At 68.8% G+C, this 17,359-nt stretch carries 16 protein-coding genes; 5 read left to right on the top strand and 11 right to left on the bottom strand.

All coding sequences use genetic code 11. The features are described 5' to 3' along the window. Window positions 1-36 precede the first annotated feature (36 nt). Window positions 37-1,419, bottom strand: coding sequence for a cation:dicarboxylate symporter family transporter (locus LOK44_RS09345; RefSeq protein WP_237569684.1), 1,383 nt, complete (start codon window positions 1,417-1,419; stop codon window positions 37-39). Window positions 1,420-1,531: 112 nt separating this feature from the next. Here LOK44_RS09345 and LOK44_RS09340 point away from each other — a divergent pair, with 112 nt between their 5' ends. Both LOK44_RS09340 and LOK44_RS09335 read left to right on the top strand, forming a co-directional pair. Beyond that, entirely contained in the window at window positions 1,532-3,184 is a 1,653-nt protein-coding gene (locus LOK44_RS09340) for a sensor histidine kinase (RefSeq protein ID WP_372481205.1), read from the top strand. 23 nt (window positions 3,185-3,207) lie between these two features. Continuing rightward, on the top strand, window positions 3,208-3,894 hold the full coding sequence (locus tag LOK44_RS09335; protein WP_237569683.1) for a response regulator: 687 nt from the start codon (window positions 3,208-3,210) through the stop codon (window positions 3,892-3,894). A 19-nt stretch (window positions 3,895-3,913) separates the two neighbouring features. On the opposite strand, the gene LOK44_RS09330 is transcribed toward LOK44_RS09335, so the two are convergent. The 7 genes from LOK44_RS09330 to LOK44_RS09300 form a co-directional block, all read right to left on the bottom strand. Then, the gene (locus LOK44_RS09330) at window positions 3,914-4,945 is read right to left on the bottom strand and encodes an MmpL3/TtfA transport complex stabilizer (protein ID WP_237569682.1); all 1,032 of its coding nucleotides are present in this window, start codon (window positions 4,943-4,945) and stop codon (window positions 3,914-3,916) included. A gap of 466 nt (window positions 4,946-5,411) precedes the next feature. Continuing rightward, window positions 5,412-6,164: a GAF and ANTAR domain-containing protein gene (locus LOK44_RS09325; RefSeq protein WP_237569681.1), complete on the bottom strand. Its 753-nt coding sequence runs from the start codon at window positions 6,162-6,164 to the stop codon at window positions 5,412-5,414. A gap of 98 nt (window positions 6,165-6,262) precedes the next feature. Continuing rightward, window positions 6,263-6,880 carry a class I SAM-dependent methyltransferase gene (locus tag LOK44_RS09320; protein WP_237569680.1) on the bottom strand — a complete coding sequence of 206 codons (618 nt, stop codon included), beginning with the start codon at window positions 6,878-6,880 and terminating at the stop codon, window positions 6,263-6,265. Beyond that, complete coding sequence (locus LOK44_RS09315) at window positions 6,877-7,734, bottom strand: glycosyltransferase family 2 protein (RefSeq protein WP_237569679.1); 858 nt, start codon at window positions 7,732-7,734, stop codon at window positions 6,877-6,879. The genes LOK44_RS09320 and LOK44_RS09315 overlap by 4 nt, the downstream gene beginning before the upstream one ends. Beyond that, window positions 7,731-8,714, bottom strand: a complete 984-nt coding sequence (locus LOK44_RS09310) for a glycosyltransferase (protein ID WP_237569678.1) — start codon at window positions 8,712-8,714, stop codon at window positions 7,731-7,733. Before LOK44_RS09310 ends, LOK44_RS09315 begins: the two co-directional genes overlap by 4 nt. Beyond that, on the bottom strand, window positions 8,711-9,802 hold the full coding sequence (locus LOK44_RS09305) for a glycosyltransferase (RefSeq protein ID WP_237569677.1): 1,092 nt from the start codon (window positions 9,800-9,802) through the stop codon (window positions 8,711-8,713). The genes LOK44_RS09310 and LOK44_RS09305 overlap by 4 nt, the downstream gene beginning before the upstream one ends. Continuing rightward, complete coding sequence (locus tag LOK44_RS09300; RefSeq protein ID WP_237569676.1) at window positions 9,799-10,857, bottom strand: glycosyltransferase family protein; 1,059 nt, start codon at window positions 10,855-10,857, stop codon at window positions 9,799-9,801. The genes LOK44_RS09305 and LOK44_RS09300 overlap by 4 nt, the downstream gene beginning before the upstream one ends. 100 nt (window positions 10,858-10,957) lie before the next feature. On the opposite strand from LOK44_RS09300, the gene LOK44_RS09295 reads away from it, so the two are divergent. Genes LOK44_RS09295 through LOK44_RS09285 form a run of 3 tightly spaced genes read left to right on the top strand, consistent with a single transcriptional unit; the run spans window position 10,958 to window position 14,255 of the window. Continuing rightward, on the top strand, window positions 10,958-11,908 hold the full coding sequence (locus tag LOK44_RS09295; protein ID WP_237569675.1) for a WcbI family polysaccharide biosynthesis putative acetyltransferase: 951 nt from the start codon (window positions 10,958-10,960) through the stop codon (window positions 11,906-11,908). After that, the gene (locus LOK44_RS09290) at window positions 11,905-12,903 is read left to right on the top strand and encodes a glycosyltransferase family protein (RefSeq protein WP_237569674.1); all 999 of its coding nucleotides are present in this window, start codon (window positions 11,905-11,907) and stop codon (window positions 12,901-12,903) included. Before LOK44_RS09295 ends, LOK44_RS09290 begins: the two co-directional genes overlap by 4 nt. Beyond that, on the top strand, window positions 12,900-14,255 hold the full coding sequence (locus tag LOK44_RS09285) for a glycosyltransferase (RefSeq protein ID WP_237569807.1): 1,356 nt from the start codon (window positions 12,900-12,902) through the stop codon (window positions 14,253-14,255). The genes LOK44_RS09290 and LOK44_RS09285 overlap by 4 nt, the downstream gene beginning before the upstream one ends. Before the next feature lie 10 nt (window positions 14,256-14,265). Here LOK44_RS09285 and LOK44_RS09280 read toward each other — a convergent pair whose 3' ends face one another. The 3 genes from LOK44_RS09280 to LOK44_RS09270 are packed head-to-tail and all read right to left on the bottom strand — an operon-like array spanning window position 14,266 to window position 17,267. Beyond that, on the bottom strand, window positions 14,266-15,021 hold the full coding sequence (locus tag LOK44_RS09280; RefSeq protein WP_237569673.1) for a DUF3060 domain-containing protein: 756 nt from the start codon (window positions 15,019-15,021) through the stop codon (window positions 14,266-14,268). Then, a complete protein-coding gene (locus LOK44_RS09275; protein WP_237569672.1) occupies window positions 15,022-15,795 on the bottom strand; it encodes an amino acid ABC transporter ATP-binding protein in 774 nt (257 codons plus the stop codon). Next, window positions 15,792-17,267 carry an amino acid ABC transporter substrate-binding protein/permease gene (locus tag LOK44_RS09270; protein ID WP_237569671.1) on the bottom strand — a complete coding sequence of 492 codons (1,476 nt, stop codon included), beginning with the start codon at window positions 17,265-17,267 and terminating at the stop codon, window positions 15,792-15,794. Before LOK44_RS09270 ends, LOK44_RS09275 begins: the two co-directional genes overlap by 4 nt. Between the last annotated feature and the right edge of the window lie 92 nt (window positions 17,268-17,359).

The raw sequence follows: 17,359 nt of genomic DNA, 5'->3' as shown, positions 1-17,359 counted from the left end.
CCGGCCGTTGCGGCCGGGCCCTTCGTCGTTCTCCGGCTAGGCCGGCGCGGGCACCCTGTCCTTCGGGGTTTCCCCGTCGCGGGCGCCGTGGTCGTCGTCGACCATCGTCAACTCGTTGAACGGATCGTCGCCGCGCAGCACCTCGTCGACGCGGTTCTTGTCGATGGTGTTGGTCCAGGTTCCGATCAGAACGGTGGCCACCGCGTTGCCCGAGAAGTTGGTCACGGCGCGAGCCTCGGACATGAACCGGTCGATGCCCACGATGAGTCCGACACCGTCGAGCAGGTCGGGGCGGTGGGCCTGCAGGCCGCCGGCCAGCGTCGCGAGACCGGCACCGGTGACACCAGCTGCGCCCTTGGACGCGACGATCATGAACACCAGCAAGCCGATCTGTTCGCTCACGGTGAGCGGATCGCCCATCGCTCCGGCGATGAACAGCGAGGCCATGGTCAGGTAGATCGCCGTGCCGTCGAGGTTGAACGAGTACCCGGTGGGGACGACGACGCCGACGGTGGTTCGTTCCACGCCCAGGTGCTCCATCTTGGCGATCAGCCGGGGCAGCGCCGACTCGGAGGAGGACGTCGACACGATGAGCAGGTACTCCCGCGCCAGGTAGCGGACCAGCTTGAAGATCGACACGCCCGCGGCTACCCGCAGGAGGATGCCGAGCACACCGAATACGAAGACGGCGCAAGTGATGTAGAAGCCGAGCATCAGGCCGAGCAACTGCGTGACCGCAGACCAGCCGGTTTGGCCGACGACGTTGGCGATGGCGCCGAAGGCGCCGATCGGGGCCAGCCACAGGATCATGACGAGGATCTTGAACACCAGCTTCTGCAGCGAGGCGATGGCCCGCAGTGCAGGCTCGCCCGCGGCACCCATCCCCTGCAGCGCGAACCCGACGAGCAGCGCGACGAAGAGTGCTTGCAGGACGCTGCCTGCGGTCAGCGCCGAGAACAGCGTCTCGGGGATGATGCCCTGAACGAAGTCGAGCAGGCCGCCTGCTTCGTGCGCCGTCTCCGCGAGTTCGGCACCCTTGCCCGACGCGCTCTCCGTCAGCTGGAGGCCGCTACCCGGGTGCATGATGTTGCCGACGACGAGGCCGATGGCCAGGGCGAAGGTGGACATCAGCAGGAAGTACACGAAGGCCAGACCACCGACCTTGCCGACGGTGGCGGCCTTGCGGACGGAGCCGATGCCGAGCACGATCGTGCAGAAGATGATGGGTGCGATCATCATCTTGATCAGTGCCACGAACATCGTGCCGAGGACTCCGACGCTCTTGCCCACGTCGGGTGCCACCAGTCCGACGATCACACCCGCGACGACGGCGATGATGACGGCGATGTAGAGCCAGTGCGTGCGGTCACGCTTCTTCGGTTGTTCCGGCGGCGCCGTCGCATCTAGCGGGGTGGCCATGGGTTCTCCTTCAGCTGGAGTGAGTGGGTGTTCTGAGATGATGGTGTTCGCTGGCGTGACCCAGGTCACGCTTTAGTTCATTTAGTTCTGATGTGTTCGATAGCGGCGGAGGTTGTTGGTGGGCAGGTCGTGGCGCGCGCTGTTGAGCCGCTCCTGGCCCCGGTCGCTGGCGGGTCAGGCGATCGCCCTGCAAGTGGTCGTGATCGCGGTGATCGTGATGATCGGCAGCGCGCTCGCTCTGGTCGATGCCCGTCAGGACGGCGACGAGGCGGCACGTCAGCAGGTGGTGAGCATCGCGACCGCCCTGGCCGATGCGCCGTCCACCGCCTCGGCGATCCAGTCTGGACGCGCGACCGAGATACTGCAGCCGGTCACCGAGGCGGTGCGGACGAACACCGACATCGCGTTCATCACGATCATGTCGCCGGACGCCACCCGGTTCACCCACACCGACCCGCGCCAGATCGGCGGCAAGTACCTCGGCACCATCGACCCCGCACTGCGGGGCGCGACGTTCACCGAGGTGTACACGGGCACGCTGGGACCGTCGATCCGCGCGGTCGTACCGGTGCTCGACCCGGACGGCGACGTGGTGGGTCTGGTGTCGGCGGGCATCACGCAGCAGACGCTGGCGCAGCGGTGGCGTGAGCAGATCCCCGCGATCGTCGTCGTCGGCCTTGGCGCCCTTGCGGTCTCGCTCCTCGGCGTGTGGGCCATTCGCCGTCGGCTGCTGCGGCAGACCCACGGCCTTGCACCCGACGAACTGAGGGTGATGTACGAGCACCACGACGCGATCCTGCACTCGGTGTCCGAGGGCCTGGTCGTCCTCGACGGCGACAGGGTTGCGATCGTCAACGACGAGGCGCGGCGACTGCTGGGCCTACCGCCCGGCACCATCCGGCCATCGGACCTGCCCGCATTCCTCCACGACCACGATCCCGGCGTCCGCGACGAGGTGCACGTGACCGACGACCGCGTTCTGGTCGTGAACCGCTCCACGGTGCGCGGCTCCGACGCCGACCGAGCCGACGACCGTCCCACCTCGAAGCGGTCGGAGGTGGTCACGATCCGCGACCGAACCGAATTGCAGGGCGCACTGGGCGAATTGAGTTCACTGCAGGTGCTCACCGACTCGCTGCGGGCCCAAGCCCACGAAGCCGCGAACAAGCTGCACACCGTGATCACGATGGTGGAGATGGGCCGACCCGAGGATGCCGTCACGTTCGCGACCGAGGAACTCGCCCTCTCGCAACGCCTGGTCGACCGACTCTCCGCCGACGTGGGTGAGCCTGCGCTGGTGGCCCTGCTGCTGGGCAAGACCGCCCAGGCCGACGAGCGCGGCATCGCGCTGACCGTCACCGAGGACACCCACTTGCCGACGACGTCGGCCGCCACGGCGCACCTGCCGCTCTCGGCGCAGGAAATCGTCACCGTGCTCGGCAATCTCATCGACAACGCCATGGACGCATGCGATCGCGACGATCCGTGGGTCGAGGTGACGGTCACCTTCGGCGAGACATCCCCCGACGCTTCGCTTGCGAACGACGGCTTGTTGATCCGGGTCGCCGACAGCGGCGCGGGCATGGACGCCGACGCCTTCGAGCGGGCGATGCAGCGCGGCTACTCCACGAAGTCCGACGTCACCCACCACGGCCTGGGTCTGGCGCTGGTGGCGCAGGTGGTGAAACGCCACGGCGGCACCCTGACCGCGGACGTCACCTACGGTTCAGTGGTGACCGTGACGGTGCCGGTGGTCACCTCATGACGTCGCGCACCGAAGGAGTCCGGGTGATATCGGTTCTGATCGTCGAGGACGACCACCTGATCGCCGAGGCGCACAGAACGTATCTCGAACGGGTGGAAGGGTTTTCGGCGACGGCGGTGGTACACACCGCGCGCGACGCGATGCAGGCGGCGACGGAGGCGTCAGCCGGCGACACCCCGATCGACCTGGTACTGCTCGACCTCGGGCTGCCCGACGCGAGCGGTATCAGCCTTGCCTCCGCCCTCGCGGGGCTGCGCCCGGCCCCCGACATCATCGCGATCACCTCCGAGCGCGACCTCGAGATGGTGCGCGCGGCCGTGGCGCACGGCGCGCTGGCGTACCTGCTCAAGCCGTTCACGTTCGCCGCCTTCCGCGACCGTCTCGAGCGCTACCGTCGCTACCGCGTGGCACTACCGGCCGGGGTGGATGCCGCCAGCCAGGCGGAAGTCGATCGCGCCCTCGCCGAATTGCGCACCGGCAGTGAGAAATCGGCAGCGCCCAAGGGCGCCGCGCCGCAGACCAACGACGAGATCGCGCGCACGGTGCGCGATCACGCCCACGGTCTCACCGCGGACGAGGTCGCCGGGCGCGTGGGCGTGTCGCGGGTGACCGCGTGGCGCTATCTGGAGCGACTGGCCGACGAGGGCACCGTCATCCGGCATACCGACTACGGCAAGGGCCGCCCGAAGACCCGCTATCAGTGGCGCTGACTCACGCGCTCCTGCTCTCTCAGGCGGGAGCCAACTCGCGAGCCTGCGGCCGCGCGGCCGGGTTGGCGGCCATGGACGGCGCGTACAGCATCGGCGCCGGTGCGGGGACCGCGAACGCGGTCACGGCGCCTGCGTAGTCCGCGACGTACACGCGGTCGGAGCTCACCGCGAGGCACGACGGCCTGGCGTCCACCGTGATGGTGTCGACGACGTCGAGGTTGGCGGTGCTCAGCACGACTACGCGGTCGTAGTCGACGACGTAGGCGCGCGTGCCGTCGACCGACAGCGCGAGCTGGGTTGGTGCAGTGGCGATCTCGGCGCTCACCATGATGCGGCCCGCGACGAGGTCGACCACGTGCACGACGCCGCGGTCCTCGATGTCGGAAGTCAGGACGTATGCGGTGTTGTCCAGCCCGATGGCCAGCCCACGGATGGGCGCGCCGATCTCGAGCGTCCGTCGGGCCCTGGCGTTCTCCAGGTCGACGATCACCAGGCGGCTGCCGCGGGAATCCGACGTGGCGACGTACAGGCTGCGCCCGGAGGGGTCGACCTGCATGGCGTCGATCACGACGTCGTCACCCTTGGCCAGGTAGATGGTGCCGACGCGCTGGGCCACGACGTCGATCACGGCGACGTCCACGCCGCCGTCGGCGGCCCGACCGGCGAAGATGCGCTTGCCGTCGGGGCTCGTGGTCATCGCGGTGACGCTGTAGGACAGCGGGTACGACGCGGTGACCGCGCCGGTGCGGGTGTCGATCACTGCGACGGCGTCGTAGGCCACCGATGCGACGCCCACGTAGGCCTTGTCGCCTGCGACGGCGAGTGCGAACGGCTCGCGGGCGCTGATTCCGCCCTTGACGGTGAGGTCGTTGGCGTCGAGCACCGCGAGCGAGTGGTCTCCGTAGTTGGTGACGGCGACGGTCCGGCCGTCGACGGCAATGTCTGCGATGGGGCCATGTCCGATGGACGCGGTGCCCTGCCGGGTCGCGGTCGCAGTCGGGATCGCACTGTCGACGGTCGCGCTGTTCGAGCGCACGAAGCCGTTAGCCACTATCTGGCACCTCCGCCGGCATGGCATGCGCCGGCCTAGATTTCGATTGGTCAGCGTCTTTTGACAGACGCGGTCGACATCGAGTGTAGCGACGGGGAGCGACGCTCCATTCGTCCTCGACCGAGGGTGGCGTACCCGCTCGCCGAACCTCTCAGTACATGCTTAGGAAACTCTTCGTTATCCGAATGTTATGTTGCGTCGGCAACCCGTTTCATCCCTTGCAACAGCATGTTTCGCGTCCTGGCAACGCCTTCAGCGAACCCCGAACGCGGCCTTGGGAAAACGTTTCTTAGTATTCGCCGGAGAAACTGAGAAGTAAATCACAGCGCGACACGACAGCTAATTGTTCACCGCGTGCTGCACGGCTTACGCGAGTGACTGACGGTGTCTGTGAGCTTCGGTTCCGCCCGCGGCCGAATTAGCTCGACATCGCCGGTTCACACCGCGTTCACCGCCCCTGGCTCGGCTACCGGCCAGGCAGAGCGCCGGTGGTGGCGACCACCTCGGCGATGTCGACCAGCTTGCGATTGAGCCGTTGCGAGGCGTTGGTGAGCAACGCGAAGGCGTCGTCGGCCGTGATGCGCTGGGTGGCCATGAGAATGCCCTTGGCCTGACCGATGAGGTCGCGATTGGTCACCACGCGGTGCAGCTGGTCGACGCGTTGGGCATCGGCGAGGGCGAGCGCGGCGTGGGTGGCGTACAGGTTCGCGAGCCGGGCCGCAGTCTGATCGAAGGCATGGGGTTCGGACGAGTAGAGGCTGAGCGACCCGAGCTTGCGTTCGTCGACCCACAGGGGCACGCAGAGCATGGACAGGACGCCGAGTTCGACTGCCTTGTCGATGAATTCCGGCCAGCGCGAATCGGTTCGGGTGTCGGCGAGGTCGACGGTGTGCTGTTCGCGCGATGCGTCGATGCAGGGTCCGCTCTCGGTGCGCTGCTGCAACTCGTCGAGCACGGGGGGTGCAGCGCCGAGCACCACCTGCGGGACGAACTTCTTCTTGACGAAGAGGTTGAGTCCGGCGGCGTTGGCGCCGTCGATCAGGTCGACGGCCGCGACCAGGATGGCCGCCAGCGTCGTCTCCAGGTTGCCTTCCTCGACGCGAAGAGCGCGGCTCAACTGGTCCAGGCTGTTCCACGCCACCTCGTCGAGGCCCGCGAGACCGCGCGCCACCCCGCCGATCGAGCCGTTGACCGGTTTGCCATCGATGGGGGGAGTCACTCCTGGGGGCAGCTCCTCATCGGGGCGCGGGCTTGGCGCTGAGACGGTGTACACCCCGCCATTCAAACAGGACTCTGCGACGGACACCCGCTGGTCGTTCATGACGGTTTGCGCCAACGCCACTGTGCGGTGAGCCAACCGTGCGCGTCGGGCAGCCTGTCGCCGACGGCCGCCACGACCCCGGGCCACCACAGGGAGTCGTAGTCGTCGCCGGACAGCCAACCGCCGGGGGCCACCTTGGGTCCCCACGCGTCGATGTCGGCGACCACGCTGTCGTAGTCGTGCCGCGCATCGAGGTGTACCCAGGTCAGCGACCCGTCGGCGAACAGGCTCGCCGCGGCCGGGGACGTGCTGACCAGCAGGTGGACGTCGTCGGCGGCGCCACACGCGATGAGATTGCGGTGCAGCAGCCCCGCGAACGTTCCGCCGCCGTACTCGACGGCGGCACCGTGGGCGTCGGTGTTCGACTGACCTTCGGCGCCGCTCCCCCGGCACGTGTCGATGCCGATCACCGTGAAGTCGCGACCCGAGTCCCGCACCACCTCGGCCAGGGAACACAGACTCCTGCCCAGGTAGCAGCCGACCTCGACGAACGTGCTCCCCTCCGGGAATGTCGCAGCGGCATCCTCCTGGCCCTCCCGCCACTGGAACCACCCCGGGATGTCCGACCAGTGGCCGACGTCCGCGGCGAATTTGTTGGGCGCTGGGGAGTTCACGTGTGATGTGGGCCTTTCGCGAGGGCCGAGGCGTCGGCAGGGGCGGTCAGGGAGATCTGGTCGTCGGCGCGGGTGATGAGACCGCGGCGTTCGAACTCGTCGAGCCAACCAGGCATGGGCCAGCGGCGCCAGCGGCGGTGGAAGGTCGCGGCGTTGGCCACGATGGCGCCGAGGTGTTCGACGGGAGGGTTCGACACCGGGTGGTGCTGGTGATAGGCGTGCGCACCACCCACCCAGTACAGCGCGACGTCACGGCGTGCGGCCTGCGTGGCGAAATCGGTGTCCTCGGCGCCGTACCCCACGTACTCCTCGCAGAACCCGCCGATGCGGCGCCACACCGCCGGCGTCGTGGCGAAGGACAGCGACCAGAACAGGTCGTGATTGGTCTCCTCGAGCACCGCGCCGGAGGGCGGGTTGGGCCGTGCCGGGTGCGGATTCGTCGCGTCGGGCAGGCCTGCGAGCGGGTAGCCGTGCTCTGACGGCGGCAGGTACGTCACGGGCCCGGCAATCAGGGCCGGCCGCGAGATCCTGGCGTGCGCCGCGACGTACCGGTCGACCATGGTCGCCCCCGGTATGCAGTCGACGTCGAGGAAGATCACCAGGTCCGCGCCGAGCGCGATGGCCCGCTCCGCGCCGAGATTGCGGGCCAGTGCGAGCGGCAGGCCCCGCGAAGTCCGGTCGCACGGGATGACCTCGACGTGGTCGTCGAGGAGGTCCGTCGGGTCGTCGTCGATCGCGACGACGCACCTGACGTCGGGTGTGCGGGCACTCGCCCGCAGTCCGTCCTGCTGCCGGCGCAAGTGGTCGTGGCGCCCGTGGACGACCGTGACGACCGCGACGCGGGGCGCGCTCACGCGGAGATGACCCGAGCCGCGCGCGCCGGGGCGCCGACAGCGCGGAGCCGGCGCCATCCGTGGCGATCGATGGATCGGGCCCGCGCCACCAGGTCGGGCCACTGGTCACGGGTCGGCCAGCCCGGCGCGGAGACCGCGACACCCGCGTGGTCGAGGGCGGCCGCGGTGCTGCACTGCTCGTCGAACGGGCGCTCCTCGGGGACGACGATCGCGGGCACCTCGGCGATCGCCACGTCGGCGACCGCATTCTGGCCGGCGTGGCAGACGACGAGGTCCGCGGCGGCGATCATCGGCCACGGGTCGTCGACCCAGCCTGCCGTACCGCCGATCGCCCGCCAGGTCAGCTCCGGTACCGCCGCCTGCAGGTCCGTCACACCGTCGGCGGGCACGGCCGACCCGCCCGCGCCTGCCAGCAGCAGCCCGCACGGTCCGGCGCCGGGTGCCGCTGCGGGCCGCTCCCGTCCGTCGAAGCGGCTGATCGAGCCGACGTAGTGGACCCGCGAGGCGTAGCGCGCAGACCAGGACGGCCGGTACACGTCATCCGACCATGGGGCGACGATCGAGTCGGCGACGTCGTAGGCCAGCCGGTGCGCGGCGTCGTCGCGTTCCCCCGGCATGGCCATCACCGTGACCGGTATCCCGCTGAGCCGCGCCAGCAGCGTCACCTCGACCGAGACGTCCACGACGATCCGCCGGGGCTGCTCGGCCGCCAGGGTCCCGGTGATCAGGGCAGCCCGTCGCGCCAGCCCGTCGACGTGTTCGGGAACCCAGTGCAGCCGGCCGTTGGCGGTGGGATCGACGGGCGGCTCGCCCGCCGAACCGACGTCCATGGGCAACTGGACCCAGCGGTCGCTCGGGCGCAGGCCGGACGGCGGCGCGAGCGACGACAGGAAGATCACGCCGTCGGTCAGGTGGCGGGTGATGGCCAGCGCCCGGTTGAGGTGACCGCGTCCGTGGTGGTGCACGTAGTAGGCGATCACGCCGGCACCTGGTGGCGCTCGCGGAACAGCATGTCGTCGTAGTGCTGCAAGTAGCGCTGCACCATCACCGCATGGTTGCAGTCCGCCTCGGCCTTGGCCCGCACGGCGGCGCGTGGCAACTCGGCGGCCTCGAGCGCCGCACTCGCCAGCGCGTCGACGTCGTCTGGTGCGGCGAGGCGGCCGCTGCGTGCGTCGAGGATCTCGGGGATGCCTCCCCGCGCGAACGCCGCCACCGGGGTGCCAGAGGCCATCGCCTCGGCCGTCACCAACCCGAACGGCTCCTCCCAGGTCGGGGTGACGAGTGCGACGGCTGCCCCGCCCACCAGATCGTTGAGTTCGTCCTGACGGAGGTGGCCGCAGTACTCGATGGTGTCGTCGAGTTCGGGCGCGATGTACCGATCGAAGTACTTGCGGTCGCCCACCGGGCCTGCGATGCGCAGCGGGAGCCCTGCTCGTCGGGCCGCCTCGATTGCGAGGATGGTGCCCTTCTCGGGCACCAGCCGTCCCGACCACACCGCGTAGTCGCCGCCGGGCCCCGGTTCCCAGGCGTCGAGGTCGATGCCGTTGGGGATGACCGACACCGGCCCGTTGATGGGGTCCCACTGTCGCGCCGTGAAGGCGCTGACCGCGACGAAGTCGCTGGCGACGCCCTGCGGCAGGGCGACGGCCTGCTCGAGCCACGGCAGCGGCGGCGTGTGCAGCGTGGTCAGCATGGGGGTGCTCAGCGACCGGGCCATGGCCAACGGTAGGTAGTGCAGGCTGTGGTTGTGCACGATGTCGAAGGCGTCGCGCAGCCTGTCGCCGAGATCGAGCATCACCGACAGGTAGGCGTGGGTCTCGTGCACGATCCACTCGGGAGTCAGTGGCTCGCGCCGCGACTCCTCGCTCATCTCGAACGTGTGGACGGGTAACACCTCGCACGGCAGGTCGGTCGCCGAGCCGGGTGCGGCGAAGAGCGTGACGTGGTGACCCTCCGCGGTCAGCGCGCGGGCGAACTCGTAGACGAACGACTCCATGCCGCCTGCGAACGGTTGGCGCACCGCGAATCGGGACGATGCCAGGAGCGCGATGCGGAGTGGCCGCCTCACGCGGCGTTCCGGTCGGCCAGGACCTGACGGTAGAGCCGTGCGTGGGCGGCTCGCACCCGGTGCCGCTCGTCGGCCCTCCTGCGCCGCCGCGCCTCGTCCTCCGACGCCACGCCGCCGCGCGCCAGGCTCACGGCCGCCTCGACCGCGTCGGTCAGGCTCGCCGCATCGAATTCAGTTCTGCCGTAGTGGAATAGAGCGCTGGAATGCTGCTCCTGGAAGTACCCGCAGTCGGGCACGACAGTGTGCACACCGGCGTCGTGAGCTGCCTCGACCCAGCCGGAGTGGGTGCCGAAGCGATAGGGCAGCACCAGGACGTCGACGTCGGCCAGGTAGGCCGACAGTTCGCGATCGTCGAAGCACGGGTGCACGCGGACGTCCACTCCCGCGGCACGGTAGGCCGCGAGCCGCCGGTCGGTGGCCTCGGCAGCGCGCGGCGACGCCATAGCGCCGACGTCGAGATCGAGTCGCAGCCGGTAGTGGTCCCGACCATCGGCGATGAGTGCATCGAGCAGGGGCCACGGATCGATGTTGGCGCGCAACCCCTTTGCGTGCACGGCCACGACGGGCACCGAGCGCCGCACGCGCGCGCTGCCGACCTCGCCGATCGGGAGGACGTGCGGATGCGGGAGTACGACCGCACGCCGTCCCCAGCGACTCTCGATCTCGGCTGCGGCGCCGTCGGTCAGGGTGATCACCGCGTCGGCCGCACCGAGCAGCACGCCGAGCCGTGCGGCGTGCAGCCCGGCGTCCTCGAAGTGCGGGTTGTGCAAGTCGTGCACGGTCACCGCCAGTGGAACGCCGCGACGCGCGAGTAGTCCGGCGACGTCCTGCAGGTCGACCGGGTCTGCCGAGTCGAAGCCGAAGTGCACGTGCATGACGTCGATGTCGGGCACGCGGTCGCGCACGAAGCTGGGGTCGAGCCACTGCGGTGGCCACCACTGGCCTGGCGCCGTGGCGCCGGGCGGCGTCGGATCTGGCAGCAGCACAACGCTTTCGGGGTCGACGACGGCATCCACGTAGGGATGCCCAGCGGGGACCGAGGCAAGCGTGATCAACGAAGTACCAATCGAAAAGTGGCGGCAGGACATCGCCATCTACTAGACGGTTGCTCGCACCGCAGGTATAGCACGCAGGTCGCGAATCTAAACTCGTGAAATGCAGCACGATGGAAGGACCTGGCACTACCGCCAGTTCTACCGACATCCCGACGCCGAGCGCCCCTCATCGCTGCCGCTGTGGCTGGTGATCGGGAACTGTCAGGCCGAGGCGCTGCGCCAGGTGTTCGAGACCGTCGAGGGCCGGCCGTATCGCACTGCGCTGGTGCCCCCGGTCCACGAGTTGACCGCCGCAGACCTGCCCCATCTCGATGCACTGCTCGGCGAAGCTCAGGTGCTGGTCAGTCAGCCGATCAGGACGAACTACCGCGACCTGCCGCTGGGTACCGAGGAGATGGCCGCGCGGTTGCCTGCGGGCGCCCGCGTGGTGCGCTGGCCCGTCATCCGATACGCAGGGCTCTACCCGTTTCAGGCGATCGTGCGCCGCCCGTCCGACCGGTCGATCACTCCGCCCGGGGTGCCCTACCACGATCTGCGCACCGTCGTCGCGGCGCGTTCTGGCCGGTCACCGGACGACCCGTGGGACGTCGACGTCCCGGCCGACCGGTTCGTCGCGGCCGCTGAGGCGAGCCGGGCCACGCTCGCGGTGCGGGAACGCCGCGACACCGACGTGGCCGTGTCCGACGTGTTCGCCTCGTGCGGTGCCGACGCCTGCCACGTCATCAACCACCCCGGCAACCCGGTGTTGATCGAGTTGGCCCGGCGGGTGCTCGACGCCGCAGGCGTCCGGCTGCCGGTCGGAGCCATCGATCGCACTCTGCTCGGATCGGTGTACGCACCACTGGAGAGCCGGGTGCTCGACGCGCTGCGCCTGAGCGCTCCGGCCAGGACGCAGTGGACGCTGGAGTCGCGACCGTTGTCCGTCCAGGACGTGCACGAGATCCAGATGCGGTGGTATGCGGACAACCCCGACTTCCTCGATCTGGCCGTCGAACGCCACGGCGAGATGATGGACATCCTGGGCCTGCCGACGGGCGGGTCGGCCAGGTGACGGCGGCCGTGCTGCACCTGGCCGTCGGCCCCGACCGGCACGGCGTCGTCCGCTTCGGCATCGAACTCGACGAGGCGTTGCGCGCGACGGACGTCGACGCCCGGTTGACCCGTTGCGTCCCAACCGAGCTGGACTCCGGCGTGCACGTCCAGTTCACCGATCGGCTGTTCGGCAGGACCGCCGCCGAGGCCGCGACGTCGATCGTCGAACTCGCTGCGCGAACGCATGCCGCGGGCCACCGCGTCACCGTCACGCTGCACGACCTTCCCCAGTCCTCGGACGGCACCCACTTCGCCGGACGCGCAGAGGCGTACCGCAGGATCTGCGCGGCCGTGGACGCCGTGGTCGTGAGCAGCGCCCACGAGGCGATGCTGCTCGACGAAGTAGATGCCCGGCCGCCCGAGGTCGTCGTCATCCCGCTGCCCCTGGCAACCCCGGTCGCGCGGCCGTCGCGACCACTCGCGCAACCCCCGTCCGTCGGCGTCTTCGGTTACCTGTATCCCGGCAAGGGCCACGACGACGTGCTCGCGGCGATGGCCGCCGTCCCGCGCAACGTGTGGTTCATGGCCATCGGGGAGCCATCGCCCGGACACGACGATCTCGTCGAGTCACTGTCGGAGTCCGCCCGTCTCGCGCGCCGTCCATTCGCCGTCACCGGCCACGTACCCGGGCACGCGCTGCGCGCGACGCTGCAGGCGATCACGGTGCCGGTGGCCCACCATCGGCACGTCTCGGCGTCCGGTTCGCTCAACAGCTGGATCGCGGCCGGTCGCCGACCGCTCGCCCCGGTTGGTCGTTACACCAGTGAGATCGCGGAACGAAACCCTGGCGCGCTGTTGCTGTACCCGGATGATCCGAAGGGCCTGGCCTCGGCGATCGCCGCGGCACTCGCCCGCCCCGACTCGACGTGGCTGTCGCCCTCGACGGTGTGCGAGCCGTCGGTGGCCGGGGCGGCGCAGCGCTATGCCGAGGTGCTGGCGGCGTGGCACCAATGACGTTGCCGCTGAACGACGGGCGGGTGACCGTTCCGGCCAACCAGTGGAACCTGCTCGCCGGCCGTGACCCCGAGCCCGTGCGGATCGCCGTCGTGATCCCGCATTACCAGCAGCAGCGCGAACTCGAGCTGACGCTGGCCGCGCTGGAGCTGCAGGACCACCCGCTCGAACTCGTCGAGGTCATCGTCGCCGACGACGGTTCGGCAGAGCCGCCGCGGGTGCCGGAGTCGTCGCTGCGGATCACCGTGGTTCGGCAGGACGACCGTGGATTCAGGGCTGCGGCAGCGCGCAATCTCGGTGCGGCACAGACGGATGCGGACGTCCTCTGCTTCCTGGACGCCGACACCGTTCCCGAGCCGTCCTACCTGCGTCGAATCAGCAGGCTGCCGTCGATGCTCCCCGACGCCCTGGTAGTCGGACGCCGCAGGCATGCCGACCTGACGGGGTGGACGGCGCGGCGGCTGCCGTCGTGGTGGGCGGGCGATGCCGCTCCCCCGGTGCTCGAGGAGCCCCGCTGGCTGTCCGACGAGTACCGCGCCACCGGCGACCTGCTGCGCATCGACCACCGTTCGTACCGCTACGTGATCAGCTCCGTGATGTGTTGCAGCCGAGACTTGTTCGTCGACGTGGGCGGGTTCGACGAGTCGTTCGTCGGGTACGGCGGCGAAGACTGGGAGTTCGCGCACCGCGCCGTGGTCAACGGCGCCGTGCTGCACCACGCCCGCGATGCGGTGGCGTGGCACGACGGCGCCGATTGGGGCTCCCGCGACGTCGCCGACCGGGCTGCGGCGAAGAACCGGGAGGCCCTGGCGGTGGCGCGTCTGGTCACCGACCCCGATGCGCGCCGCTCCGGTTTGCACTACCCCGTGCCCGACGTCGCCGTCGAAGTCGACACCACCGGGCACGCCGCTGGGTCACTCGTCGCCACGCTCGGATCGCTGCTCGGTCTCGACGTCGGTATCTGGCTCGTCGGGGAACAGGCCGAATCGCTGCTGCACGGTCTGGGTGTTCACGATTCGCGGATCAACGCCGGCCCGGTGCCCGAATGGATCCGGCGCCGGTGCCGGTTCACGATCTCGACCATGGGCAGGCCGGTGCTCTCGCACGAAGCGGTCGCACGACTGCTCGAATGGTGCGCCCGGCCAGGGGTCGGTTCGGTGCGCGTTGCGGGTGATGATGCGGCACTGCAGGTTCGGGCGTCGTGGGCGGCGAACCGGGCGCGACGCTGGACGTCGGGTCCGGTACGGCTCACCGACTCGGCGGACGTCGACCGGATCGGCGAGAACGTGGTTCTGGCCGCAGAGTCGGTGGGACTGACCACGGCCGATCCCGACGCCAGTCTGGCGTGGTGAACGGCCGGACTCAGCCGCGCTCGACGGTGTTGCCGGTCCCCGACGTCGTGACCTCGGGGTCACCCTGGCGGTACTCGATGCGGTTGTCGAACCCCGATACGCCAATCTGCGCAGCCGCGTCGATCGTGACCACGTTGTCGATGCCGGAGACCGACACGCTCGCACATCGCCCGGTGATGACGACGGTGTTCTCCACACCGCTGATGCTGACGAGGTGATCGTCGCACGCGAACGCCTCGTCCTCGCCGATGCCGGATATGGTGACGTTGGTGCCCGCCGGCGGCGCCGGATCGGTCCGCGGCACGATCGGCGGGACGAAGATGTTGGTTCGGCCGGGAGTTCGCGCCTCGGCGTCACGATCGGTCGAGACGTCGACGGGCCTCTCCGTCAGGGTGGCTCCACCGCCGGCCACCGTGGTCGGCGAGGGCCTGAGCATCAGGATCAGCGTGACGCCGCCGGCGATCAGCAGCGCGAGCACGCCGATGACGACCGGGATCACGCCCGCCCCACCTTGCGATGGAGGCGGTGCCGCCGGCGCGTGGAAGACCACGTCCCCGGTCTCCGGGTAGGGCAGCGTCGGAGGGTGCTGGTACGACCCAGGTGGCGGTGGCGGGTGTGGTCCCGACGGCGCCGGGATGTACCCATAGGCCGAATGGTCGTGCGCTGAGCCGAGTTCCGACGTGCGGGCGATGTCGCTGAGCGGCTGCTCGAGCGCCCTGATGCGCGCTTCCGGGTCGTCCTCGCGATCCATGCCCAACTCCCCCATCTACAGCACCTTGGAGAGGAACTCCTGCAGCCGTGGGTGTTTCGGATTGTCGAACACCTCGGCTGGCGTGTCATCCTCCACGATGTTGCCATCGGCCATGAAGAGCACCCGGGAGGCGACCTCCCGCGCGAAACCCATTTCGTGGGTGACGACGACCATGGTCATACCTCCGGAGGCGAGTTCGCGCAGCACCTCGAGGACGTCACCCACCATCTCGGGGTCCAGCGCACTGGTCGCCTCGTCGAACAGCATGATCGACGGGTTCATGGCCAGTGCGCGGGCGATGGCCACGCGCTGCTTCTGCCCGCCCGACAGCGTGGCGGGTTTGACGTGCGCCTTCTCGCCGAGGCCCACCTGCTCGAGCAGTTCCAGCGCCCGCTTCTCCGCTGCGGCTTTGTTCATCTTCTTCGTCAGCAGCGGTGCCAGCGTGACGTTCTCGATGACGGTCATGTGCGGGAAGAGGTTGAAGTGCTGGAACACCATGCCGATGTGCTGGCGCACCTCGTCGAGGTCGACCTTGGGATCGGAGAGGTCGAAGTCGTCGACGATCACCGTGCCGCCGGTGATGTCCTCCAGCTTGTTCAGACACCGCAGAAACGTCGACTTGCCCGACCCCGAGGGTCCGATGACGCACACGACCTCGCCGTGCTTGACCGTGGTGTCGATGCCGTCGAGGACGACCAGTTCGCCGAAGGACTTCTTCAGTCCCTCGATGCGGATCTTCACCTTGTCCTTCGGCTCGGCGGCCGCGGCCTCGGTTACCAGCTGGCTCATTTCACGATCCTCTTCTCTACCTGGTCGGAGAGCTTGGTCAACGCCATGATGACGATGAAGTAGATGATGCCGACGATCAGCCACATCTCGAATGCCTTGTAGTTGCCCGCGATGATGATGCGGCCACTCTGGGTGAGTTCGGCGATGCCGAGCACCGACAGGATCGAGGTGTCCTTCAGCGTGATGACGAACTGGTTGATGTAGGACGGGATCATCGTCCGGATGGCCTGCGGCAGGATCACCTTGCGCATCGTCGGCAGGTACCCGATGCCCAAGCTCCTGGCGGCCTCCATCTGCCCCTTGTCCACTGAGAGGATGCCGCCGCGCACGATCTCGGTCATGTAGGCGCCGGCGTTGAGCGACAGCGTGATGATGCCCGCGGTCACCGCCGACATCTGGAAGCCCAGCGCGGTGGGAATGCCAAAGTAGATGAAGAACGCCTGGACGATCAGCGGTGTGCCGCGGAAGATGTCGACGAAGGTGGTGCCGATGGCCCGCAACCAGATCGACCGGGACACCCGGGCGAGGCCGAAGACGATGCCCAGGATGAGGGCGAAGAAGATCGACGAGACCGTCAGGATGACGGTCATCTTCAGACCGGCCAGCAGCATTGGTGTCGTGCTCTTGATCAGGCCGAAGAACGAACCGTCGCTCGCGGCTGCACCCTCACCGAGGTAGGTCGACAGGATCTCGTCGTAGCGACCGGACTGCTTGAGGTTGTTCAACCCTGTGTTGAACTTCTGCAGCAGTTCGCCGTTCTGGCCCTTGTTCACCGCAAACCCGTAGCCAGTCGGGTCCTCCTTGGGCGTCACGGTCTTGAACCCGTTGCCCTGCTGTATCGCGTAGAGCAGCACCGGATAGTCCTCGAAGGCCGCCACCGAGTTACCGGTCCGCACCTCGTCGAACATGGTGGACGAATCGGCGAACGAGACGACCTCGAACCCATACTGGTCCTTGATCGAGTTGGCGAACTCGGCGCCCTGGGTCCCGTTCTTGACCGAGACGCGCTTGCCGCGCAGATCGCCGTAGGACTTGACGTCCTCGTTGGACTCGAGGACGGCCATCTGGATGCCCGACTCGAAGTAGGGTTCGGAGAAGTCGAAGACCTTTCGCCTCTCGTCGGTGATCGACATCCCGGCAATGACGCCGTCGACCTGATTGGCCTGGACGGCTTGCAAGGCCGCGTCGAAGCCGAGCGGCTTGATGTCGACGTTGAACTTCTGGTCCTCGGCGATGGCCCGGATCAGGTCCATGTCGATGCCGACGAATTTGCCCTGCGCGTCCTGGAATTCGAACGGCGCGAAGGTCGTGTCCGTGGCAACGACGTAGTTCTCGCCCTCGGCTCTGGCGTCGGGCGCCGCGAGCGTGGCGGCGCCGAGCGCGCCGAGCAGGAGTGCCGTCGCGACGACGACGAGACCGCGTTTGGGTCGTCGTCCGTCTTCGAGGCTCCGCGATGGCCAACCGGTTCGCATGCTGATCTCCCATCTGGCCCGGGATCGGGCAGTCACACGCTAGTCGGGCGGCGGCATCCGTCACGCATGTTTCGACCGACGTCCGCCGTGGG

Origin of the sequence: Mycolicibacterium lacusdiani (assembly GCF_021916785.1) — a bacterium.
In the GTDB taxonomy this organism is placed as follows: domain Bacteria; phylum Actinomycetota; class Actinomycetes; order Mycobacteriales; family Mycobacteriaceae; genus Mycobacterium; species Mycobacterium lacusdiani.
The sequence above is the reverse complement of the archived record's forward strand: the minus strand, read 5'-3'. Positions and strand labels throughout refer to the sequence as shown.

Coding starts and splice junctions, on each gene's coding strand:
- LOK44_RS09345 (WP_237569684.1), bottom strand. CDS start 1,419: ATGGCCACCCCGCTAGATGCGACGGCGCCGCCGGAACAACCGAAGAAG.
- LOK44_RS09270 (WP_237569671.1), bottom strand. CDS start 17,267: ATGCGAACCGGTTGGCCATCGCGGAGCCTCGAAGACGGACGACGACCC.
- LOK44_RS09295 (WP_237569675.1), top strand. CDS start 10,958: ATGCAGCACGATGGAAGGACCTGGCACTACCGCCAGTTCTACCGACAT.
- LOK44_RS09285 (WP_237569807.1), top strand. CDS start 12,900: ATGACGTTGCCGCTGAACGACGGGCGGGTGACCGTTCCGGCCAACCAG.
- LOK44_RS09280 (WP_237569673.1), bottom strand. CDS start 15,021: ATGGGGGAGTTGGGCATGGATCGCGAGGACGACCCGGAAGCGCGCATC.
- LOK44_RS09275 (WP_237569672.1), bottom strand. CDS start 15,795: ATGAGCCAGCTGGTAACCGAGGCCGCGGCCGCCGAGCCGAAGGACAAG.